16 protein-coding genes are annotated in these 20,187 nt (G+C 45.5%); 2 read left to right on the top strand and 14 right to left on the bottom strand.

Annotation, left to right across the window (positions count from 1 at the left end; all coding sequences use genetic code 11):
• Positions 1-342: 342 nt before the first annotated feature.
• The 3 genes from GON05_RS12310 to GON05_RS12300 form a co-directional block, all read right to left on the bottom strand.
• The gene (locus GON05_RS12310; RefSeq protein ID WP_181646589.1) at positions 343-2,022 is read right to left on the bottom strand and encodes an S-layer homology domain-containing protein; all 1,680 of its coding nucleotides are present in this window, start codon (positions 2,020-2,022) and stop codon (positions 343-345) included.
• 90 nt (positions 2,023-2,112) lie between these two features.
• Complete coding sequence (locus tag GON05_RS12305; protein WP_157319426.1) at positions 2,113-6,885, bottom strand: pectinesterase family protein; 4,773 nt, start codon at positions 6,883-6,885, stop codon at positions 2,113-2,115.
• 23 nt (positions 6,886-6,908) lie between these two features.
• Positions 6,909-9,401 carry a hypothetical protein gene (locus tag GON05_RS12300; protein ID WP_185157207.1) on the bottom strand — a complete coding sequence of 831 codons (2,493 nt, stop codon included), beginning with the start codon at positions 9,399-9,401 and terminating at the stop codon, positions 6,909-6,911.
• A gap of 567 nt (positions 9,402-9,968) precedes the next feature.
• On the opposite strand from GON05_RS12300, the gene GON05_RS12295 reads away from it, so the two are divergent.
• Positions 9,969-10,307, top strand: coding sequence for a hypothetical protein (locus tag GON05_RS12295; protein WP_157319424.1), 339 nt, complete (start codon positions 9,969-9,971; stop codon positions 10,305-10,307).
• 337 nt (positions 10,308-10,644) lie between these two features.
• On the opposite strand, the gene GON05_RS12290 is transcribed toward GON05_RS12295, so the two are convergent.
• The 3 genes from GON05_RS12290 to GON05_RS12280 form a co-directional block, all read right to left on the bottom strand.
• Complete coding sequence (locus GON05_RS12290; protein ID WP_157319444.1) at positions 10,645-11,676, bottom strand: PAS domain-containing sensor histidine kinase; 1,032 nt, start codon at positions 11,674-11,676, stop codon at positions 10,645-10,647.
• A 7-nt stretch (positions 11,677-11,683) separates the two neighbouring features.
• Complete coding sequence (locus tag GON05_RS12285; protein ID WP_157319423.1) at positions 11,684-12,337, bottom strand: response regulator transcription factor; 654 nt, start codon at positions 12,335-12,337, stop codon at positions 11,684-11,686.
• A 99-nt stretch (positions 12,338-12,436) separates the two neighbouring features.
• Positions 12,437-12,904, bottom strand: coding sequence for a GAF domain-containing protein (locus tag GON05_RS12280; RefSeq protein ID WP_157319422.1), 468 nt, complete (start codon positions 12,902-12,904; stop codon positions 12,437-12,439).
• A 202-nt stretch (positions 12,905-13,106) separates the two neighbouring features.
• On the opposite strand from GON05_RS12280, the gene GON05_RS12275 reads away from it, so the two are divergent.
• On the top strand, positions 13,107-13,787 hold the full coding sequence (locus GON05_RS12275) for a Crp/Fnr family transcriptional regulator (RefSeq protein ID WP_157319421.1): 681 nt from the start codon (positions 13,107-13,109) through the stop codon (positions 13,785-13,787).
• 38 nt (positions 13,788-13,825) lie between these two features.
• Here the strand turns inward: GON05_RS12275 and GON05_RS12270 are convergent, their stop codons facing one another.
• From GON05_RS12270 to GON05_RS12235, 8 genes are all read right to left on the bottom strand, one after another.
• Positions 13,826-14,368 (bottom strand): hemerythrin domain-containing protein, encoded by a 543-nt coding sequence (locus tag GON05_RS12270; protein ID WP_157319420.1) that lies wholly within the window; start codon positions 14,366-14,368, stop codon positions 13,826-13,828.
• Positions 14,369-14,476: 108 nt separating this feature from the next.
• Entirely contained in the window at positions 14,477-15,001 is a 525-nt protein-coding gene (locus GON05_RS12265; RefSeq protein ID WP_174806805.1) for a DoxX family membrane protein, read from the bottom strand.
• A complete protein-coding gene (locus GON05_RS12260) occupies positions 14,976-15,119 on the bottom strand; it encodes a hypothetical protein (protein ID WP_157319419.1) in 144 nt (47 codons plus the stop codon). The genes GON05_RS12265 and GON05_RS12260 overlap by 26 nt, the downstream gene beginning before the upstream one ends.
• 34 nt (positions 15,120-15,153) lie before the next feature.
• Positions 15,154-15,936, bottom strand: coding sequence for a carbohydrate ABC transporter permease (locus tag GON05_RS12255; RefSeq protein ID WP_246239066.1), 783 nt, complete (start codon positions 15,934-15,936; stop codon positions 15,154-15,156).
• A 129-nt stretch (positions 15,937-16,065) separates the two neighbouring features.
• A complete protein-coding gene (locus tag GON05_RS12250) occupies positions 16,066-16,974 on the bottom strand; it encodes a carbohydrate ABC transporter permease (protein ID WP_338114053.1) in 909 nt (302 codons plus the stop codon).
• Positions 16,940-18,019 (bottom strand): ABC transporter ATP-binding protein, encoded by a 1,080-nt coding sequence (locus GON05_RS12245; protein ID WP_157319418.1) that lies wholly within the window; start codon positions 18,017-18,019, stop codon positions 16,940-16,942. Before GON05_RS12245 ends, GON05_RS12250 begins: the two co-directional genes overlap by 35 nt.
• A gap of 21 nt (positions 18,020-18,040) precedes the next feature.
• On the bottom strand, positions 18,041-19,354 hold the full coding sequence (locus tag GON05_RS12240; RefSeq protein ID WP_157319417.1) for an ABC transporter substrate-binding protein: 1,314 nt from the start codon (positions 19,352-19,354) through the stop codon (positions 18,041-18,043).
• Positions 19,355-19,546: 192 nt separating this feature from the next.
• A complete protein-coding gene (locus tag GON05_RS12235) occupies positions 19,547-20,179 on the bottom strand; it encodes a glycerol-3-phosphate responsive antiterminator (RefSeq protein WP_246239060.1) in 633 nt (210 codons plus the stop codon).
• Positions 20,180-20,187: the final 8 nt, after the last annotated feature.

Raw genomic sequence — 20,187 nt, 5'->3', positions numbered from 1 at the left:
GGTCATACCTTAAGGATAGCTTAACAAAACCCAAACGCTATATGTTTTGCCAGATTACGATAAAATGTTGCTGTATTATGATTTGAATTCCGGATAAAGGATGGCTCAAGGGAACTGGTGTCCTCTATTCGTGCAATAACCGACCGTTTCCTTCTCTGAGCGGAACTACAGGCTCTTATTTGTCTATTGTGCGTCTTCAGGGTGGAATCAGCCAAATAGCGAACTGTCGTTCCCTTCATTTGCGCAAATCATATAAATTGTGGAAAATAGCGGATTGTAGTTCCCCTTCGCAGAAAAAAGTGCCAAGCAGCATCTGCTCGGCACCCTCCCCTATGTTCGATCTCATCGCTCGAAATAAATATCCGGAGCATCTGGGACCACATTTTGATTTTGTTGTTTGTTATAAATCCTATAGAGCATTACAGCCGCTTCCGCTCTTGTCGCATAGCCGGTCGGATTCAGCATGCTTCCGCTGCCTTCCACAAATCCGCTCTTCATCAATGCAGCAATATGATTTACCGCGTATGAAGCTACATGCGACTTGTCGCTAAAAGCTTCAAGATCACTTGGCGCACCATTGGCAATCTGCATGCCTGCTGCGCCCATTGCTCTCGCAAGAAGCACCATCATGTCCTGCCTGGAAATTTGTTCATTTGGATGAAATGTCCCGTCCTCTTGACCTTCTGCTAATCCAAGCTGTTTTGCGATTCCAACCGCTTCATAGTAGTAGTCAATGGGGTGTACGTCACGGAAGTTTGTCGTCACATCAGCGTTAAAATCGAAAGATTTCGTTAACAAAATCATGAAGTCGGCGCGATTCATATTGACTGCTGGTTGAAATAACGTATCCGAGGTGCCGGATATAATTCCCTTGGAAGCCATCACTTCAATCGGCTTTCTCGCCCACTCAACCGTACTCAAGTCGGCAAAACTCTTCTGCTGATATCCTACAGCAAATGTACTGAAATGTGTGGTTTTAAACGTCACTGTCCCTGTTGAAGCCTCATATTTCCCGCTTGGAACGGCACGAGCTTCACCCGCATGATCGATATACCATACGACAATGTGCTCAGGATTTTTCAATTCTTCTTCCGTAGGTTGATATGGAATTGTAACGGCAACTGACTTACTAGGATTATTAAAGTTTACTGGTTTTCCGTCGACTAAGATGCTGAGTTCAAGGACGGGTCGTTGACCGATTTGACCTTTCATTTCGTCCGGAATGCTGCTCCTGTCAGCACTAGCTATGACAAAACCGAGTTCTGTGGCTGAATGAATATCGACATTGCTTAACAGTCCGTTAGGGATCGTTATCGATCCTAACTCCGTTACAATCGTCATTTTTTGCTCAGCTGCCGCTAAGAACATACTTGCCGGTGCATACAATTGATATTGTCTGGCGCCTTTGACAGGTTGAATCTCAACAACCAAATGGCTATCGCCGGCTGAAAAAACTTTGTCCACCGCTTCTTTATCCAACTTAGCCGAAACGATTGCACCAGTCTGATCCACCACAACGTGCGGGGTAGACTTTACTACAGGTTGCCCAGTGCTTGGCTGAGGTGCAGTAATTGATGAGTCATCGCTATCAGAAGACGTTGAATCCGGTGTTGGATCTGGTGTTGGCGTTGGCGGTATAGATGGTGTTGGCGTTGGTGTAGGTGGCGAGATAACACTCACCTCAAACGTTGTACCAAGCACTTGAGTTGACTGCTCCACGTTAACATTAACAAAATAGGTACCATTTATTTTTTGCTTCAAAACATAGCTGAATTGGTATGAGCCATCTGCGCCAATTGCGGTTTGGTCTAATAAATCCAACTGATTCAGTGGATTGATTACTTGCAAGCTAACAAGCTTACCTGCCTCCGAGCTTAATTGGCCGGATATCGTCACTCGGCCATCTTGTTCATTATACGTTGCTCGAACATCAACCGGAGAAGCCACTGCGGACAAAATCATCGCGCCCGCACACACCATAACGGCGAGTATTACAATCGTCCAATTTCGCAAACTTTTCAAGCATAATCCTCCTCGGAATAAGAAGACATAGAAAGGGATGCCACTAACAACCCTCCCTACATCTCCCATCGCATGATAAAAATAACAACTCTAAGGAATGATAATTTCGTTTGAGATTCTGATTCGACTGGATGTGTTATTCCAGACAAAAGCTTTTAGTTTGTAGCCAATCACAATATCAGGTACCCTCATAATGGCCTTCATTTGTTTATCTTCACCAGCGGAGAACGAACTTGACACAAAGGAATACCGGACCATCCGGTTTTGCTGGTCGAACAACCCAAGGACAAGAACACCGTTCTGACCTATTGCCGAATTGTTTTGAACAGACATGCTCACTACAACATCGGTGGAACCAATGAGACCGGATACCGCATTCCCACTACGATCTGTCAGAGATAAGTCTTTCACGCCAAACAGCTGGTCTCCCCAGTTTTTCACATAATTCACTTGATAAGTTTGCAAGCCAATGTTTTGATAATCATCAACACTTTTTACTTCAATTAGGTTCATGCCTTCCTTCAAAGTCATAGGAACAGTAAACGTCACGTTATTTAATGTTCTAACATTGTTGAGAACGTCCGTACCGTTGACTTTGACCGTTACGTTCGCATCCCTATTAATGCTGCCTAATAATGAATAGGCTGGAGAATCAACCACTTTGGGGATATCGACAGAAGGTGTAAATATGACTGCGGCCTTATGATAAGTAACCACAATCGATTTGGAGCTTGAAACGTTGCCGAACAGCTCTTCATTCGATGCCGATACGACAATCGAGTTAACACCTTCGTTTAAGGTGATTTTTTTAGAAAAAGGCTCACCCGCTTCTGTATATACGGCCTCCACAACCGAGACTCCGTTATTGCTTACAGCTATTTTCGCACGATCTGTGACGGTCCCCGAGAGGGTATAGTCCGGGATCTCAACACTTTCGCTTGCAGCATTATCAAGAGTAAACTGCGGCGAAGATGACAAATGAAGGTTCGTAAAGCTGGCCGACATTAAATAATCAATGTTTGTGGTTGTTTTTGCTCCGTCCACAGCCATGCCGACATAAACCGTCTCCCCATAATCAACAACATTTGAAGCGACCAAAGACCAATCCAAGCCATCCTTCGAAACGTAACCGGATACTGTGTTTTCTTTACGTTCAAGTTTGATCCAGTATGGCGCTTTCAAGGTTGTACTTCTTCGCAACTGCTCGGTATACCCGCCCCCCGTTTTACTGCGGTTTATGACTGAAATCTTTCTACCGCTCGTATCGACGCTAAAATCATCGGTTGGATCCGTAGACAAGAATACTCCGGTTGCCTTCGATGATGGCTCTAGGCTCTCGCGCATCATAAACCCGGTCTTAACATCATCATCGTATTCCGACTCATAGGCGACATTCGCATAAATTTCAAAGTTGCCTTTAACCGGTTTATAGGCATAATGGAATGAGTCTGTCGTGCCTTTGATGTTGATTTCCCCAGAACCCTTCACTTTGTACACATTACCGGTTAGGTTGGCGGTTCCTGGAATTTTAACAATGCCAATATCTTGAGACACCCAGGACTCCAAGTTTTCAGGTCCATTCACGTAGGTAATAACAGGATCTGACAAGGTCGTTACCCCGTTATTATCGACTGCTCTTGCATATATGTAATGCTGGCCTTCTGGAGCATTCTCCCAAGTAAACTCGAAAGGTTCGCTTACATCTTCACTAATCTTCTTATCGGCATCATAAAAAATCACCTTAGCTATCGATTTTCCGCTGGCACCCGCTGCTGCTGCACGAATGTTGATCGGGTCGTTCAGGAGGTAGGCTTGGTGCATAACCGGTGTCTCGATAGAAACAGTTGGATTCAGTGGCACAGGTACATCGGCCAATGAATTGATGTAATCCTCAATATTGGTATAACCGTTTCCGTTGATATCCCCGAAACTACCGTTGACGTTGCCTGAAATTTTATTTCCGGCAGCATCCAGACCGTTATCATTCGGATCTAATCCATTGGCTAGCTCCCATTCATCTGGCATTCCATCACCATCTGTATCAATTGGTGCAGGGGCCGACAACAATTCCGGTAAGCCACCATCGTACGCAATCTTGTTGACGGTTCTTCCGGTTCCGTTCTTTACCTCACCAACGATACGAGCATCAAGCGAATCCCGCTTCGGAAGCGAAGCTCCGCCATGTTGCAGCACTTTCTCATAGGCCGCTTCAGCCGTATCCGTCGTTGTCGGTCCTCCAACCAGATCATTCGCGTCCGGGTAGATGAAAGGCGTCGTTTTGAGCGTAAATGTTGAATCCGGGTTAATTGCTTTATAAGAGCCATTCGCGTTTTTCACCAAGTTATTAGCTGATACTTCAGGATCGCCTACTATATAGTTTCCATTGACATAAAAAGCTCCCCCACCTGCATCGCCAGCCGAAGGCGCGACAATTCGGTTAAAGGCGCTATACGTGTTAGGCCCTGGCTTATAGTAATTGTTGATCATATTAATCCCTGTTGCCATTTCCCCGCCGTATGCCGTATTGCCACCCCAGTTATAGATCACATTGTTCCGGTAGTCAATCTTCTGGGGATAATTCACGATATCCGTCGCCCGTGCAAACCGAACGTTACGGTTAATATGGTTCGTAATTAAATTATGGGCAAATGTAATATTCGATCCTCCCCAGATCCCACCGTAGCCATGAGGGCCTTTCGTGTGAATGGAGTGGTTTAAACTGTTTGTGATGAAACTCCATTGGAGCGTAAAATTTTTGTTATTCTCGGAAGAGAATAATTCATCCGTACTCCAACTCCCTGAAACGTGATCGACAATGACGTTATCTCCCGTGATGTTGAACGTATCATCCAGTTCAACTTCGCCGCCCCAGAATCGCATATATCTGACAATAATATTGCCTCCAGCGGTACTTGTTCCACTGCCAACTTTCACCGCATAACCGCTAAGGGCGATACCGTCGCCCGGGGCGGTTTGACCGGCAATCGTAAGATTGGGTTGACCGATAGTCAGAGGTCTGGCCAAATGGATGACACCGGAAACACTAAAAATGATCATCCGGTTCGGCTGACTCACCGCATCACGAAACGAACCCAGGATAGCAGGCGTGCCATCCGCAAAATCCAACAGGTTATTCACCACATACACGGAGCCACCGCGTCCGCCTGATACATACATCCCGCCGCCTTCAGCACCAGGGAATGCCGGTACTCTTGCCTGTTCAGCAGGATCTATTTTAAGAGAAGTTATTGCACTTGTGCTTGGAGTCCCTAAAGCGTCAACATAACGATATTCAATCCTATGTGTGCCCGTATCGCTTACTGCGAATTCTTTGGTATAAAATGCCCATTGCCCGCCATCGATACGGTACTGCACGCGATTCGCCGCAGGAGCCTCGTTATTTACTTCCATATAAACGAGGACTGGTTTAGTATAAGAGCCCAAAGTTCCATCTGGCCGTGCAGGATTTACAATTGGCACCACGGATTCAAACAGTTTGGGATAAATGATCCTCTGGCTCGGGTCCCATCCTCCAAATATCCAGGGTGTCGTGAATTGGCTAGCCTGTTCCGCTGTCATGGCAAAATGGCTAGGATCAGTATCATCCTGCAGCTTACGCGTGGATGGGCTGGCCCCAGGTCCTGAGCTGTTGTACTCGGAATAATGGTAGGTAAGATTATCCGTCATCACCGTCCAACCGTCTGGGTGAATATGATCATCCATCCACGTATTGATAAATCGTACCGTTGGTTGATCCTGCCATGGGCGGCCTAAATAATGTTTCCCCTGTGTAGTAGCGTCTTTCAATAGACGAGAGTTCATAAATACAATCCCGGGAAGATCGCCGGTTGGATTTTGCGTAGCTGCAGCTGTGATGTACCCGCCGGAACGCGAAGGACCATTTATACTTATAATGTCAGAGTGGTCAAAAACAGCCGCAGTTGCCGGTCCATAAATAAAGTCAACGGAACCTTTGATCTCGCAATTGCGATAATATTGCCTGCTGGTTTTGTCGTAATAGGTGACGCCTGTGTAAAGTGTGTCTTGGTAACCGACAAATCGGACATTTTCAAACACAACTTGATCTGCAATGACACGTGCTGCCAATGCCCGGCCTTTCGTAACGTCGGAGGAGTTCTCAATGGTTAAATTGGCTGCATAAAAATTGGTCGCTGCAGCTCTTGTGCCATCTGTACGATCCTTTGTTCCTCCGACTGTAAGCGTCGCCGTATCTAAAGCCGCCAAAGTTGAGGTCGGGCCGCTCGAGGTCGGTGTGAATTCATTGTCGTTATAAAAGATTTTCGTTTTATCTTTACCTGCGCCAATTAAAGCAACATAAGGCACAGTAACGGAAATTTTTTCGTTATATGAACCTTCTTTGATGTAGATAATCTTACGAGATGTGTTGTTACTGGGAATCGATTCCAGAGCAGACTTAATACTGGAGAAATCGCCGGTTCCATTCTGAGCCACAGTCAAAACCATAGCAGGATTTGCAACAATTTCCTCGCTAGCGTTAATCTCTCCGCTTGCGCTCAACGCAGTAACCATATAGTAGTAAATAGTGCCATTTGTAACGCTTGTATCCACATACGAAGACGCAGTTAAAGAGCTGGTTAACGTCGTAAAAGTGCCGCCGCTTTCCGTACTTCTTTTTACAGCATATGTCGTTGCGCCGGATACAGGGGACCACGACAGTTCAACACTGCCGTCATTGGCAATCGCAGCTGCGTCTATCGGTGCTGTCACCTGGGTTTGGTTACTGGATGTCGATGCGGCAGCATTCACAACGGTCACTGCAGGAAATAGCAGAACATTCAACATGAGTAAAAAGCTTATCCCTAACGTTAGGGCTTTCTTCATGATGCTTTCCTCCTAATCAATAATTACTGCACGACGAGCTCCTCAGCGAGCGGGCTTTGTCCGACAATGTTAGTCGAGCTGTCCCAGATGAATACTTTTACTTTCAAATTCGTGACTTCAGCCGGAAGCGTAAATCCAGCGCCTAAAGTCCTTGTTTCTCCAGGCTTAAGCTCCGCAACCGAAGAGGCAAAATCAATCATCGCATTGTCGGCATTATACAGAACAAACCATAACGTAAGCTGTTTATCTGCCCCCGTTGTGTTGACGACTTTCTTTTCGGCATAGATATCCTTTGAAGGCTCTAGCGTATGTACAAGATTTCCGTTCAAATCATGGATTGTACCTTGCCCTGCCCAGAATATGTAAGCAATTGTGTAACTGGCTTTATTGGTATTACCAGCTAAATCAACGGTAGAGACTTCTATTACGTTATTTCCCTCTTGTAAAGTTAATGGATATGAGAAAAACGCATCTGCTTGCTGATAAACAGAATCGACAACACTCTCACCATTTAATTTAATGGTAAATCTCGCTGCTTTACTCAATGATCCTGTAAGCGTATAGACGGCATCTCTAACTGTGGCAGGAGGCGTTGCAATGCGAATATCGGGAATAATACTGTCCTGATTGATTGTGGCATCGACACGATCGAAGAACGTTGACTTATCACGTTTTGCATAAACTTCAAATAAATTGGCACCGGGTACCAGGTTTACATTCAGTTCGAAGTTCCCTCCGTTAATAAATCCATTGTTCGGAAGCGTAATAGGTGTTTTATTTTGATACACCGATAAATAGACACTCTCGCTAACTGAACCAGTTAATGCATACGCTGATGTGTTGACCCATTCCATCGCTGGATTAAGCTTCAATCCCGTTGTGGCTCTTTCTACCATTGCAAAATAGCCGGCGTTCTGGGACAGATCAAAATTGGCGTAATCGTTATAACCCAGCAGCACGGACGAACCGGCGGCGAAACTCTTTTTATAAATATTAAATGTGTATCCCGATGTCGCACCTGTCATTTTCATCACATCACCGGTGTTGGTCCAATCGGTCAGCCATGCGGGCAGGATTGCATTTTTGTCAATTGCCACATAGACGGTCGTTTTATCCTTTGCATTGAAGCCGATGATCTGATTTTGCACGGCACCATCAGCACCCAACGGGTATCTCATCACGTCCTTGTGCGAGGTAACGATTCGTTCCATACTTGCGTATTTACTAGGAATTTCTGAGAACTGAATTAAGGTATTATCTGCAAATGGATAGTCTCCTATCGTCGAACCCGCTTGCAGCCTCCACATATATCCATAATAATTCGCATAGGACGTGAGTTCCCCAACCACGCTTGTATCCGGTGTCGGGAGCGGTGTTGTTGCATAAGGTGTACCATCAAATTCCGTTATTTTACTTTCAAAATCTCTTGGCACGCCATTGTTGTATACACCTGATTCATCGCGCGTAACAACAGATAAACCTAACGTATACGGTTGACCATTTACTAATGGTGTAGATGCGGATTTCGCAATGTCGTAATAGGCGTTAATATCCGAAGCCGGAATAAGATTGGTTCCCGTGTAATCTTTATACAAGGTTGTTGCATTCCCAATCGGCCTCCAGTCCGACTCGCCTTTCAGCTTAATGCGAAGCCGGTACTTTGATGCATAGGCATAGTGTTCCGATGTCCACATGACGCGCGAGTTACGCGATCCGGAAGTAACGATTTTTGGTGCCGGTGGCTCTGGCATGAAGGGTGAATGAGTCACTCTAACGCCTCGAATCCAAAGATCCCCGGAACTGCCGGGCGCAGCAATAACCAATCTCCTGAGATTATAGATGGGGAGACTTTTGTTCATATTATTGCGGGCTTGCACAATATTCCCATCGTAGTACAAGCTGTATTTTTGGGAAACTGTATTAAAATCCAAGCGAATGGTATGCCATTCTCCTAGCTCATACGCACCTAAGGAACCTGATGGCGCTGTCGATAAAAGGTAGCCCAAACCTTTACTCGCCGTCACACCTGCTCCAACCAGGAACGTCGTGCCGGATGATGGAAAAAACTGAATGATGCGATCATCCTTTTTCGTACCGGTTTGCATGAACGTAATTTCCGTAGAAATTGTTCCTGTGTAGGGCTCTCCGAAGGTCTTGCTGATTTGAAATTCATTTCTTAATGCTCCATCCGTAACAATACCATTTGCTTTCAGATGAAGAGCTCGAGTCCCTGTAAAGGGATCTGCTTCAATGACGGCCGAAGCCGAGCCTGACGTATAGGAGGAGTAATCGAATCCAAGATCGGAGCCTGTTAATCCTAGAGGCGTGGTAGTAAAGTCTTTATCAAAAACCGAAACGGGTTCATAATTATTATCCGTGACTGAAGAACTTCCGCTTTCCGCTGATACCGTCGGAACGTTATCAGGGCAGATCATAAGCACATTGAAAAACAGAGCTAAGATTAACACTAGCGAAATCTGATTACCCTTTTTACGCAAGAGAATCGACACCTCCATGGCATATTTTCGATTGGCCAGTCTAAGAACATCTTTCCTTACGAGTTGGACAATGAGCGGGCTAACATCACCCCCTTCACAGAAAATAGGAATGGCATATAGGTGGAGCAGCAGTCTCAAACCTTGGGCGGTGTCGCCGACGCATGGCGGCGGTCAAAACCCCACGAAACCTTAGTTGTTTTGGTAACGTTTTCATGAAATTCGGAAGTATATGTACGAGGCGATAACAAAGAAGGGGCTTCTACTTTCATTAAAGATACTCCAATTATTGAAATTAATAATGGGGGATTCCATCCATAATCATAGACGATTCGATCAAAAAGAGAGTTAGCTGGAGAGATGTTTCTGAGGGCACTTTTAACAGCCCCAATATTGGCCAAGGCCTCCTCTATGTTGCACTTTGTGCAGCATAGAGGCCTCGAATCGGCGGCTACCGCCTTCTACGTTGTACTCTGTACAACGATTCGGGCAGAATAGCGCAGTTTTCGCGCTATTTGGGTTGAAATCATTGTACTTTGTACAATGAAGATGGGGGTGGTGGGGTTAAAAGCTGTTTTATGTTGTACAGTGTACAACATAAACATAAGTGCGAGGATCCGTGGCGCAAGGCGGGCTTGCGGAGCTGAGTGGTTACTTGGTGCGAGGCGGCAGGCTGAGCTGATTGGTTACTTGGTGCGAGGCGGGCAGGCTGAGCTGATTGGTTACTTGGTGCGAGGCGAGCGGGCTGAGCTGATTGGTTACTTGGTGCGAGGCGGGCATGCGGAGCTGATTGGTTACTTGGCGCAGGCGGGCTTGCGGAGCGGATTAGTTACTTGGCGCAGGCGGGCTTGCGGAGCGGATTGGTTACTTGACGCGAGGCGGGCTTGCGGAGCTGATTTCTCACTTGACGCGAGGCCGTCATGCTGAGCAGATTAGTCACTTGGCGCGAGGCAGTCATGCTGAGCAAATTAGTCACTTGGCGCGAGGCCGTCATGCTAAGCAGTCTACTCACTTGACGCGAGGCCGTCATGCTGAGCAGATTAGTCACTTGGTGCGTGGCCGGCGGGCTAAGCAGGGGAACTGGAGTTCGCTATTCGGAGAAAAACGAGCATTTTTCCATCTGAGCGGAACTACAAGGTCTTATTTTTCCGCCATAGCTCGTTTTTCAGCTGAAACCAGCGAAATAGAGGCTTGTAGTTCCCCTCGCCCGTAAAAAACATGCCCTTTCCGAGAAATAAGGGACTGTAGTTCCCCCACAGTTAAATCAATCAACCTTACGGGGAACAACTAACCGCACTCTCGTGCCTTTGCCTATTTCAGAGAGAATATCCAGTTTGCCTCCGATACTTTTCGCTCTCTCCTCCATGCTAAAAAGGCCGACACCTTTAGAATTCCGTCCTCTTTCGAAGCCTTTTCCCTTATCCGAGATCTCCACTTCTACAACCGATTCCTTCTCATGTACAAGGACACTCGCCTCTGACACATCTGCATATTTCGCAATGTTAGTAAGAGCCTCCTGAATAACCCTATAGATCGTAGTCTCCTCTAGGGCTCCTAATCGCTTTCGCAAATTGCTATCCAGTTTCACTCGAATGCCATAGTGATCCGTGTAGTTTTCGATATGCGTGCGAATCGCAGGAACAACGCCTAGATCATCCAAAACGGATGGCCGAATTTTCCACGCCAGACTGCGCACCTCTTCGATGATCGCTGAGACATTTTGCCGGAGATGCCCCATCTCGGATTCAGGTTCGTCTCCAATGAGCCGGTCCATTTGGATCAACAAAGAGAACAGGCTTTGCCCAATGCCATCATGCAATTCTCGCGAGAATTTCCTGCGTTCCTCCTCTTGAATCTGCATGACCTGTGACATCATCAGCTGCAATTCTTCCTCTACCCGCTTCAATTGCGTTACTTCATTACGGATCGCTAAGTATTGATAAGCCCGGCCTTGATCATCCACAAAAGGGACAATCGTCGTATCGACCCAATAGAATGTACCGTCTTTGGCTCTATTTTTGATTTCACCGTGCCAGACTTTGCCTGCAGAAATCGTTGCCCATAAATCCGCCATGAACGCTTTATCATGATAACCGGAATTAATAATCCGATGGTCTTTGCCAAGGAGTTCGGACCTGGCGTATTGCGAGATTTTACAAAACTTATCATTGACATAAAGAATCTTGCCTCTGGCATCAGTACCAGCAACGATGGAAGACTCATCAAGAGCAAACTTCACATCAGATAGCTGCTTGAGGGATTGTTTCAAGTCCTGCAATAGCTCGGATTCCGGCATATGCTCTTTATTCAAAGTTCAACAGCCCCTTCTTAGCCGCATATTTCACTAATTCCGGGCGTGTTTTTAACCCTAACTTTTCCATCACATTGCTTTTATGAGATTCCACCGTCTTTACACTAATCACCAATTGCTCAGCAATTTCTTTATTGGAAAAACCTTTCGCAATGCGCGCTAGAACTTCCTTTTCACGCTCGGAAAGCGATTCATACGGGCCGGAATTTTCCCCGCTTCTCATGCGTTCCATATATTCGTTCATCAGCCTTTTGGTAGCCGTCGGATATAAGTAAGCATTTCCCGCCGCAACGGAGCGAATGGCTGTCAATAACTCTTCATGAGGAGCGCTTTTCAAAATATAACCGGACGCACCAACATGTATAGCCCTGAACAAATACTCATCGTCATCATGCATTGTAAGAATCAAAATCGCCATGTCCGGCATCAATTGCTTTAATTTTTCAGTCGCAGTAAGCCCGTCCATACCTGGAGGCATGCTTAGATCCATTAACACGACATCCGGCGTAAGCATCTGGGCGGCCTGAATGCCTTCCTCACCAGCGGCGGCTTCGCCGACCACTTCCATATCATGCTTGCCGTTTAGCAGCATAACAAGCCCCGATCTTACGATGGCATGGTCATCCACAACCAGAATCTTTAGCATTTGCTTCCCCCTTTCAGCGGCAACTCCGCGGTTTAAGCTTCCATTTCATTTCATTCCTTTTCCCATCATAGCAAAAAAAACCTCATCCAGAAACGCCATTCATCGCGAGGCTTCTTTCCAAGGTCCCTCTATATAGGCCACTAACCTTTCGAGGTTTTCCAGAATGGCTTTAATCTCGTTTTCTTCATAGCCATGATCCGTGCGTCTTCCGATAAAAAGCAGTCCCTTCATCCCCGTAGAAGTAGAAGGACCCATGATGAGCGGGAATGCGGCAGCAGACTGCAATTGCTCGGCAAGCATGACGGGGCATTCGCGCCTTTCTTGCGCTGCTCTCGGATTGGCCGCATCGAGTTTAACCCATCTGCCCAGCCGCAAGGCTGCGCCCGCGAGCCCTTCCCCCATTTTGATGACCATTTGCTGACAGCGATCATTTTTGTTTCCCAATATGTACATCCAACGCCTACGCGCTGGTTGATCGACGAAAGGAGCCAATGCGACGAAATCACTTGACGTCATATCTCGAAGTCGTGTTAAATCATCCATGATGTTCACTTGACCAGCTGCCATTATACCACTTCCAATCCTTATGAATCCGTACGAAATCGCTTCTACTATCATTGTAGACGGTTCCATCTTACTTGTCTGTCAGGGAAAACCCTGATTTCGGTATCAGGAAATGCGTTCATAAATCAGTGAATCTCCTGATAAACAAAAGTGTTAAAAAAGACTATCATGAAGATAGCCAAAACCGTGGAGGAGCTGATCCACTATGATGAAATTTTTCTCTGAGACTAATTTAGATAGATTGAAAAACGCTATGCAGATGAAGATGGCCAAAAAAGACGAGTACCTGTTCTGGGAAGGTGAACCGGCAGACCGATTATTCTACGTCTTCCAAGGCGGAGTCCGCATCACCAAAACATCAGAAACAGGCAAAAACCTCATCTTGCATTTGCATCAAACGGGTGACTTATTCGGGCAAATAGACCCCTTTCAGAATTCCGTGCAAAACTTCAGTGCCGAAGTTACCGCCGACTGCAAAGTTGGGGTCATTATGCGCAAGGACCTGGAGGACCTGGTTCAGCAGCACAGTGATCTGGCTATTGAATTCATGAAATGGATGGGGCTCATGCACCGGATGACCGAAACTAAATTTCGCGATTTAATGATGTATGGGAAGCCCGGGGCGCTTTGTTCTTTGTTAATAAGACTTAGTAACTCCTATGGAGTTCCTTCAGGCGAGCATACCTTGATCAATTATAAGCTTAGCAACACCGAAATGGCGGATATGATTGGTTCTACACGCGAAGGTGTCAACCGGATGTTAAGCGAAATGAGGAAAGAAGATGCGATTACCTATCGCAATGGTCAAATTGTTATTAAAAATGTAGACTATCTGCGAAATATTTGTCATTGTGAAAACTGTCCGTTAGAAATATGCAGAATGTAATAGCCTATAATAGCTCCAATCTCCTCGCCACATTTCTCCTATGAAAAGAAGGATTCCAGATCCATCAGCACCCTATCCGTTAAAGGCAGAACAAACTGTTCTTCCATGGTGAGATGATCATTTAATATCAAGCACGCCTGCAGGAGGTATGAGGCCGTTTCGGTTAACTGCTTTTTATTGAAAATAGGCGTTATATCGACAACGGCCTCCTTGAACGAATGAAGAAATGAAACACCCAATTGATGATCTTTTTCCAGAACCCAAAAGGATGGCATAATCGTAGGCGCTTGCTGACTATGAAAGTAGTTGATCAGGAAAGGGTACAACTCCTGTTCTTCCCACGCGGCATGCCGCTCCAGCTCCTCCTCGAAATGCGCTGCCTTCAGTCTTAAATCCTGAAGAATGTGCATGCCTTCGGCCGTATCATCGATCCAGCTCACTTCTTTGGCACTCGCTTCGAGACTCCGTAATTGTCTTCGTAATTGTTCATGTTCATCGGCCAAACGGTCCGTTGCATAAGCAAGCTTGGCTGGATTTGAAGACGCGAGTCCGATAGGGCGACTTTCCACATTAACCTTCATGTTTGATCCCTCCCAAGGTATTTATATGAAAGCGCCTGATCTTCTCTCCATCTATGAGCGGAAGAACAGGCGCTTTGCTGAATTTGTTCATTTGATTCTACCCTCATGTTATCTGAGCTTAAATGTGAAATGAAATCTGTTAACGATCTTATCGAACCATTTGTGCAGATACGGTAAGATCAAGTGATCTACCCCAAATTTCCCGGCATTGGCACCAGCTGCAAAGACAATGAAACCAAGCAGCACTAACCAAGGATTCGTGCTAACTGTTCCTGCGAACATATACATGAAGTTCATGATTAGTCCGAAGAAGATCGCTGTTGTTGTCAGAGCCCCCAACAGAAGCCCCAAACCAACCAATAATTCTCCCCAAGGAATGACTACATTGAAGATGCCAACGTGTGGAAGCGCGAAGTTTTTTAAGAAAGCTACAAAGTTGCCATAGACTAAATCCGTTGTACCTGTCTCAAGAACCGGCTTCGCGATGGCACCTTTCAAATAGCCTGTAGCGTCAAATGCCTTTTCGCCGGTTATTTTGTGCCATCCGGCTACCATCCATGCCCACCCTACATACAACCGAACCAGTGTCAATAACATTGCTGCGTACTTATTCTCTCTGAGCCACTTCATCATCCGAACCATCTCCTTTTTCTTTTATGCTTTTATTGTAGCTTTTAGCAAAAGAGATGTATGTGATAAAAATCACATGCTCATCGATTTCAAAAGAAAAAGGCATGATCCCATTGATCACGCCTCCCTCGCCATCCTATTTAATTTTCAACGGATTATTTGACCCCGGTATAAACGAAAGCACGAATAATATGTCTTTGTGCAAAAAAGAAGGCAATGAGAATCGGCGTTACCAGAATCATATTGCCCGCCATAAGCACGTTCCAATTCGCAACCCCTTCTTCTTCCCGGATCTTGGCAATCCCTAGTGGCAGCGTCCGCGCAACATCATCTGTCGTCATAACAAGCGGCCAGAAATAATCGTTCCAATGCGCGATAAAGCTGAACAAAGCAAAGGTCGCCAGTACCGGCTTCGCCATAGGCACCATTAATTTGATAATAATTTGCCACTCTTTGGCACTGTCGAGCCGCGCTGCTTCAATCAATTCTTCCTGCACTTGTTTAAACGATTGCCGCAAGAGGAATATGCCGAAGGCGCTGGATGCGAAGGGAAGAATAAGCGCAAGATGCGTATTCAACAGCTTCCATGCACTCAACTGCAAATAAACAGGCAAGAAAATTAATTGCGACGGGATCATTAAGGTAACCATCACCATGCCGAACAAAATGCCCGACGCTTTAAACTTATAACGTGCAAAGGCATAAGCCGCCGGAATAATGGTAAGCATCTGCAAAACGAGAATACTGATCGAGATGATGATACTGTTCGAAATATAGTGCAAGAACGGGCCTGATCCCCAAGCTTTGGCGTAATTGCTCCAAATGAACTGTTTTGGGATCCAATTCGGCGGAAAAATCATCGTTTCAGGCAGCGTTTTAAGAGAAGTAGAGAGCATCCATATGAATGGCATTGCAAAAATAAGGACTAACGCAATCATGCCAATCACGCTTATAGCACGGGTTATATATTGAAGTATTTTTGATGCAATTTCTTCTTTGCTGTTTACATATAACAACGTGCGATCCGCTTCCATGATCTGTTCAGCTTTCAATGGAGTCACTTCCTTTTATTGATAATGTACGCGTTTGGACATCAGTTTAAAGTAGATGATGGTTAACACGCCGACAATGAACAACAGGATGACTCCCGCCGCAGAGGCGTAACCAATTTTAAAGAACCGGAAACCGTATTCGTATATGTAATAAACAAGGGTATTCGTTGTGTTAACCGGCCCACCTTGCGTCATGATCGCGATCGTCTCGAATACCTGAAAAGATCCAATCATATTGATGATCACGAGGAAAAAGATGGTAGGCGAAAGCATCGGAAGGATCAACTTGTAAAAAGTCGTCCAAGGTTTGGATCGATCCAGTGCTGCCGCTTCGTAGATGTCCTTCGGAATGCTTTGCAATCCGGCGATAAATACCAAGGTATTGTAGCCAAGCCCCTTCCAGACGGCGACGATAACTAACGAAATCAGAGATGTCTTTTGCGAGGAGAGCCAGGCGAGCTTGGCAAAGCCGAATAAACCGATAAACCAGTTTAATAAACCATACTGCGGGTCCATCACCCATGCCCAGATCATGGAAATTGATACCCAAGAAACGATATGCGGACTAAAGATCGCTCCTTGCACAAAGCTTTGAAATACACCCGTTTTATTCAGCCAAAGCGCCAAAATTAAGGAAAGTCCAATAATGAACGTAACCGTTAAAATGGTATAGATGGACGTGTTGTTTATTACTTGTATAAATTCTTTTTCCGTTAAGAGATCCGTAAAGTTCTGCATCCCGACAAAGTTCTTGTTAGGGCTAATAAAATTCCAATCAAACACACTCAGGTACATCATATAAAGGATCGGATAGATAAAAAACAACGAAAACACAGTAATGGCTGGAGCCACCATGGCGTACGGACGCAGTTTTCCCCATATGGTCATATTAAACACCGCCGCCAGCAACAAGGATTTTCTCACGTTGGACATGTCTGGATATGTCGCGAATTCTTTGGCCCTCTAAGTCAAAATAGTAAAGCTGATCATAAGGAATCAATACGTTAATATGATCATTCGTTTCCAAAGCGGTAAGGAAGGTTTTGACGAAAAACGTCCCCATGTGTGAATCGATCTGATAAATATTTTCCGCTCCCAGGCTTTCTCTGGTAATAATTTCACCTTCCATAACAAACCCGTCTGTGCAATCCTTCGGAGACATCACCACATGTTCAGCCCGGAAGCCGATATACCCGATCTCCGAAGCTGCCTCTACCTTTAACCCTTGGACATGGCCATAATCAAAAATATTCATAGCCGGAGTACCGATAAACTGCGCTGTGAAAACATTCACCGGATCGTTATAAAGCTTCAAAGGCGAATCCGACTGCTGAATAACTCCTTTATTCATAACGACGATCTCATCGCCCATCGACATGGCCTCCACTTGATCGTGGGTTACGTAAACAAATGTGCTGCCCAACCTTTTATGAAGCTGAATCAACTCCGTTCTCATCTGGTTGCGCAGCTTGGCGTCCAGATTGGAGAGCGGCTCATCCAAAATAAATACCTTCGGTTTCTTGACCATCGCCCGGGCTAACGCCACCCTCTGGCGCTGCCCCCCGGATAAGTTTTGCGGCTTTTTGTCCAGATGAGGCGTTAACGCCACGATTTCACAGATATCGCGGATCAAGGTTTCCCGCTCCATTTTGGGTACTTTTCTGTTCTTAAGCCCGAACTCGATGTTTTCACGTACGGTCATGGTCGGATATAATGCATAGTTTTGGAAAACCATGGCGACATCCCTTAGCCCAGGCTGCGTATCATTTACACATTTGTCGCCAATCCAGATTTGTCCTTCGGTCTGTTTTTCAAGTCCTGCAATCATGCGCAACGTGGTTGATTTGCCGCAGCCGGATGGGCCGACCAGCACGGTAAATGACCCATCTTTGATCGTCAGATTCAGACCGCTGATAATCGTATCGTCTTTATATTTTTTTCCAATATTGACTAGTTGGATCTTGGCCATACGTTCATCTCCTTACCAGGATTACTTGCTTAACAATTTATTTGCTTTTTCCGCAGCCTCGTTCATGGCATCTTGCGGTTTGACATCTTTTTCAAGGATGGCTTTCGTCATAGCATCAATGATCGTTTTTGAAACTTCAGCGTAGGCATTCGCGTTCGGACGCATGACGGCATACTGTAATTGATCGGAAGCTACTTTGTATTGCGGGAACTCTTTATAGTAATTTTGCAGCTCATCGCTTTGCAAAGCAGATAGACGGTTTGGCAGGTATCCCACATATTTATGCTGATAGATCGTGTTTTCTTTGGATGTCATGAACTTCACAAACTCCCAAGTCGCTTCTTTTTCAGCATCATTCTGCTTGGACGTGATGGCCAATTGGCATCCGCCTGTTGGAACTCCATACGATTTATTAGCAGGCATAAAGTCGGTTGCCATTACGAAGTTATTTCCTTTCGCAACCTCTAAGCTTGCTGAAACGCCTGCGGTAGATCCGATTTTAAAAGCGGAAATTTGGTTGGTCCAATCTTTCTCAGCGTCAGCACCTGCTGTCTTTCCTACCGTAAACTTGATCAAACCGTCATCGGACATCTTCTTCCAAAACTCTACAGGTGCAACGCCTTCTGGGGAGTTGAAAGCAGCTTTTTTCCCGTCCTCGCTTAATACCTTACCACCGCTTTGAGCAACGAGCGCCTCATATTCCCAAACGCCAACGGCCATCGTCATCGGTGTCTTCCCTTTTGCTTTCAGAACGCGGGAATATTCCTCTAGTTCCTTCCAGTTTTTCGGACCGGCAGGGTCCAAACCGGCATCTTTTAGCATCGTGACATTTTTGTAAAAGATCGGGGTGCTTCTCATAAATGGAATCCCATACAGCTTGCCATCGATATACGCATTCCCCATAAGACCAGGGTTAAAATCCTTAATATTAACTTGTGCCTCATCCCTTGCTGCAAGAGGAGTCAAATCTACAAGCATGCCTGAGCGGGCGAAAATCCCAGTAGAGGCAATCTCGAGGTCAAAAACGGCAGGTGCGTTCCCAGCTGCGAATGCCGCTTGCACTTTCGCATGAAGATCATCGTAGTTGCCTTGGTTTGCTTGCTGAACTTCAATTTTGTTCTGTGACTCATTAAACTTTTTTACCAGGTTTTGTTTGGCTTCTTCAATTTTCCCACCGTTAGCCGTCCAATATTTAATGACGATTTTTCCTTGTGGAGAAGAAGCCGTATTGGCTGAACCTAAAGCAGCCTTGTCTCCCGCACCGCCTGTTCCGCATGCTGAAAGCATAATGACTGAACTTACCGCAAGAATCGATACGAATTTTTTCTTAAACATTTGTAGTTCCTCCCAATTTTTTAGTATGAATCCAAAAAGAAAGAAGCCTAAATCAACCGCCGACTTCAAGTCGGCCGCTAATCAGGCTTCTCCACTACTCCAACCTACAACTATTTACTTGTCTGGCTTCATCATAATCGCCGAGTATTAAATGAGTGTTAAGTAGTTATTAATATTATGAAAATTATTCCATTAACCAATATTCCGAATGATGTTTTCTTCTGTGGTATAGATCTCTCGCCATAAATCCGATTTCGAGGCAGATACCGCCGTTGCACCGTGTTTAAAGCCATCCATAACCTGGCTTCGTTCGTACACCAAACCGCCTGTAATAATAGGAAGGGTCGTGAACTTCTTAATCTCTCCGATCATTTGCGGAATTCGTGCCGGCATGACTTCAATGATGTCCGGCTCCACTTGAGCAAGACTTTTGAAAATGTTCTCCACGCCTTCCGTATCAACCAGGAAGAAGCGTTGAATGGCCAGCAAGCCCATTTTTTTCGCTGTTTTTACAACATTCGTTTTCGTCGTAATAATGCCGGTTGGTTTAATTACTTTGGCCAAGTAGTCCATACCATAAGAGTCGGTACTTAAACCGCCTATTTTCTCCAAGTGCAGAAAAACAGGCAGCTGGTGTTTATTGAACAAATCTACATAACCTTTGATGACGCCGATATGACCTGTTAAGAGAAATACGCCGCTTAATTGGTGTTTAAGCGATAAGGCGATTTCGATTTGTTTTGGTTCCTTGACGGAAGCCACCATGCGGTGCGTGCTTAATCTTTCAAAAAACATTCCGCCTTCATCCTGCTTAAGCTTTTTCATCCATCAAG

Origin of the sequence: Paenibacillus anseongensis (genome assembly GCF_009757995.1) — a bacterium.
Classification (GTDB): domain Bacteria; phylum Bacillota; class Bacilli; order Paenibacillales; family NBRC-103111; genus Paenibacillus_E; species Paenibacillus_E chondroitinus.
Note: the sequence above shows the minus strand (reverse complement) of the source record. Positions and strands in the feature narration are given on the sequence as shown.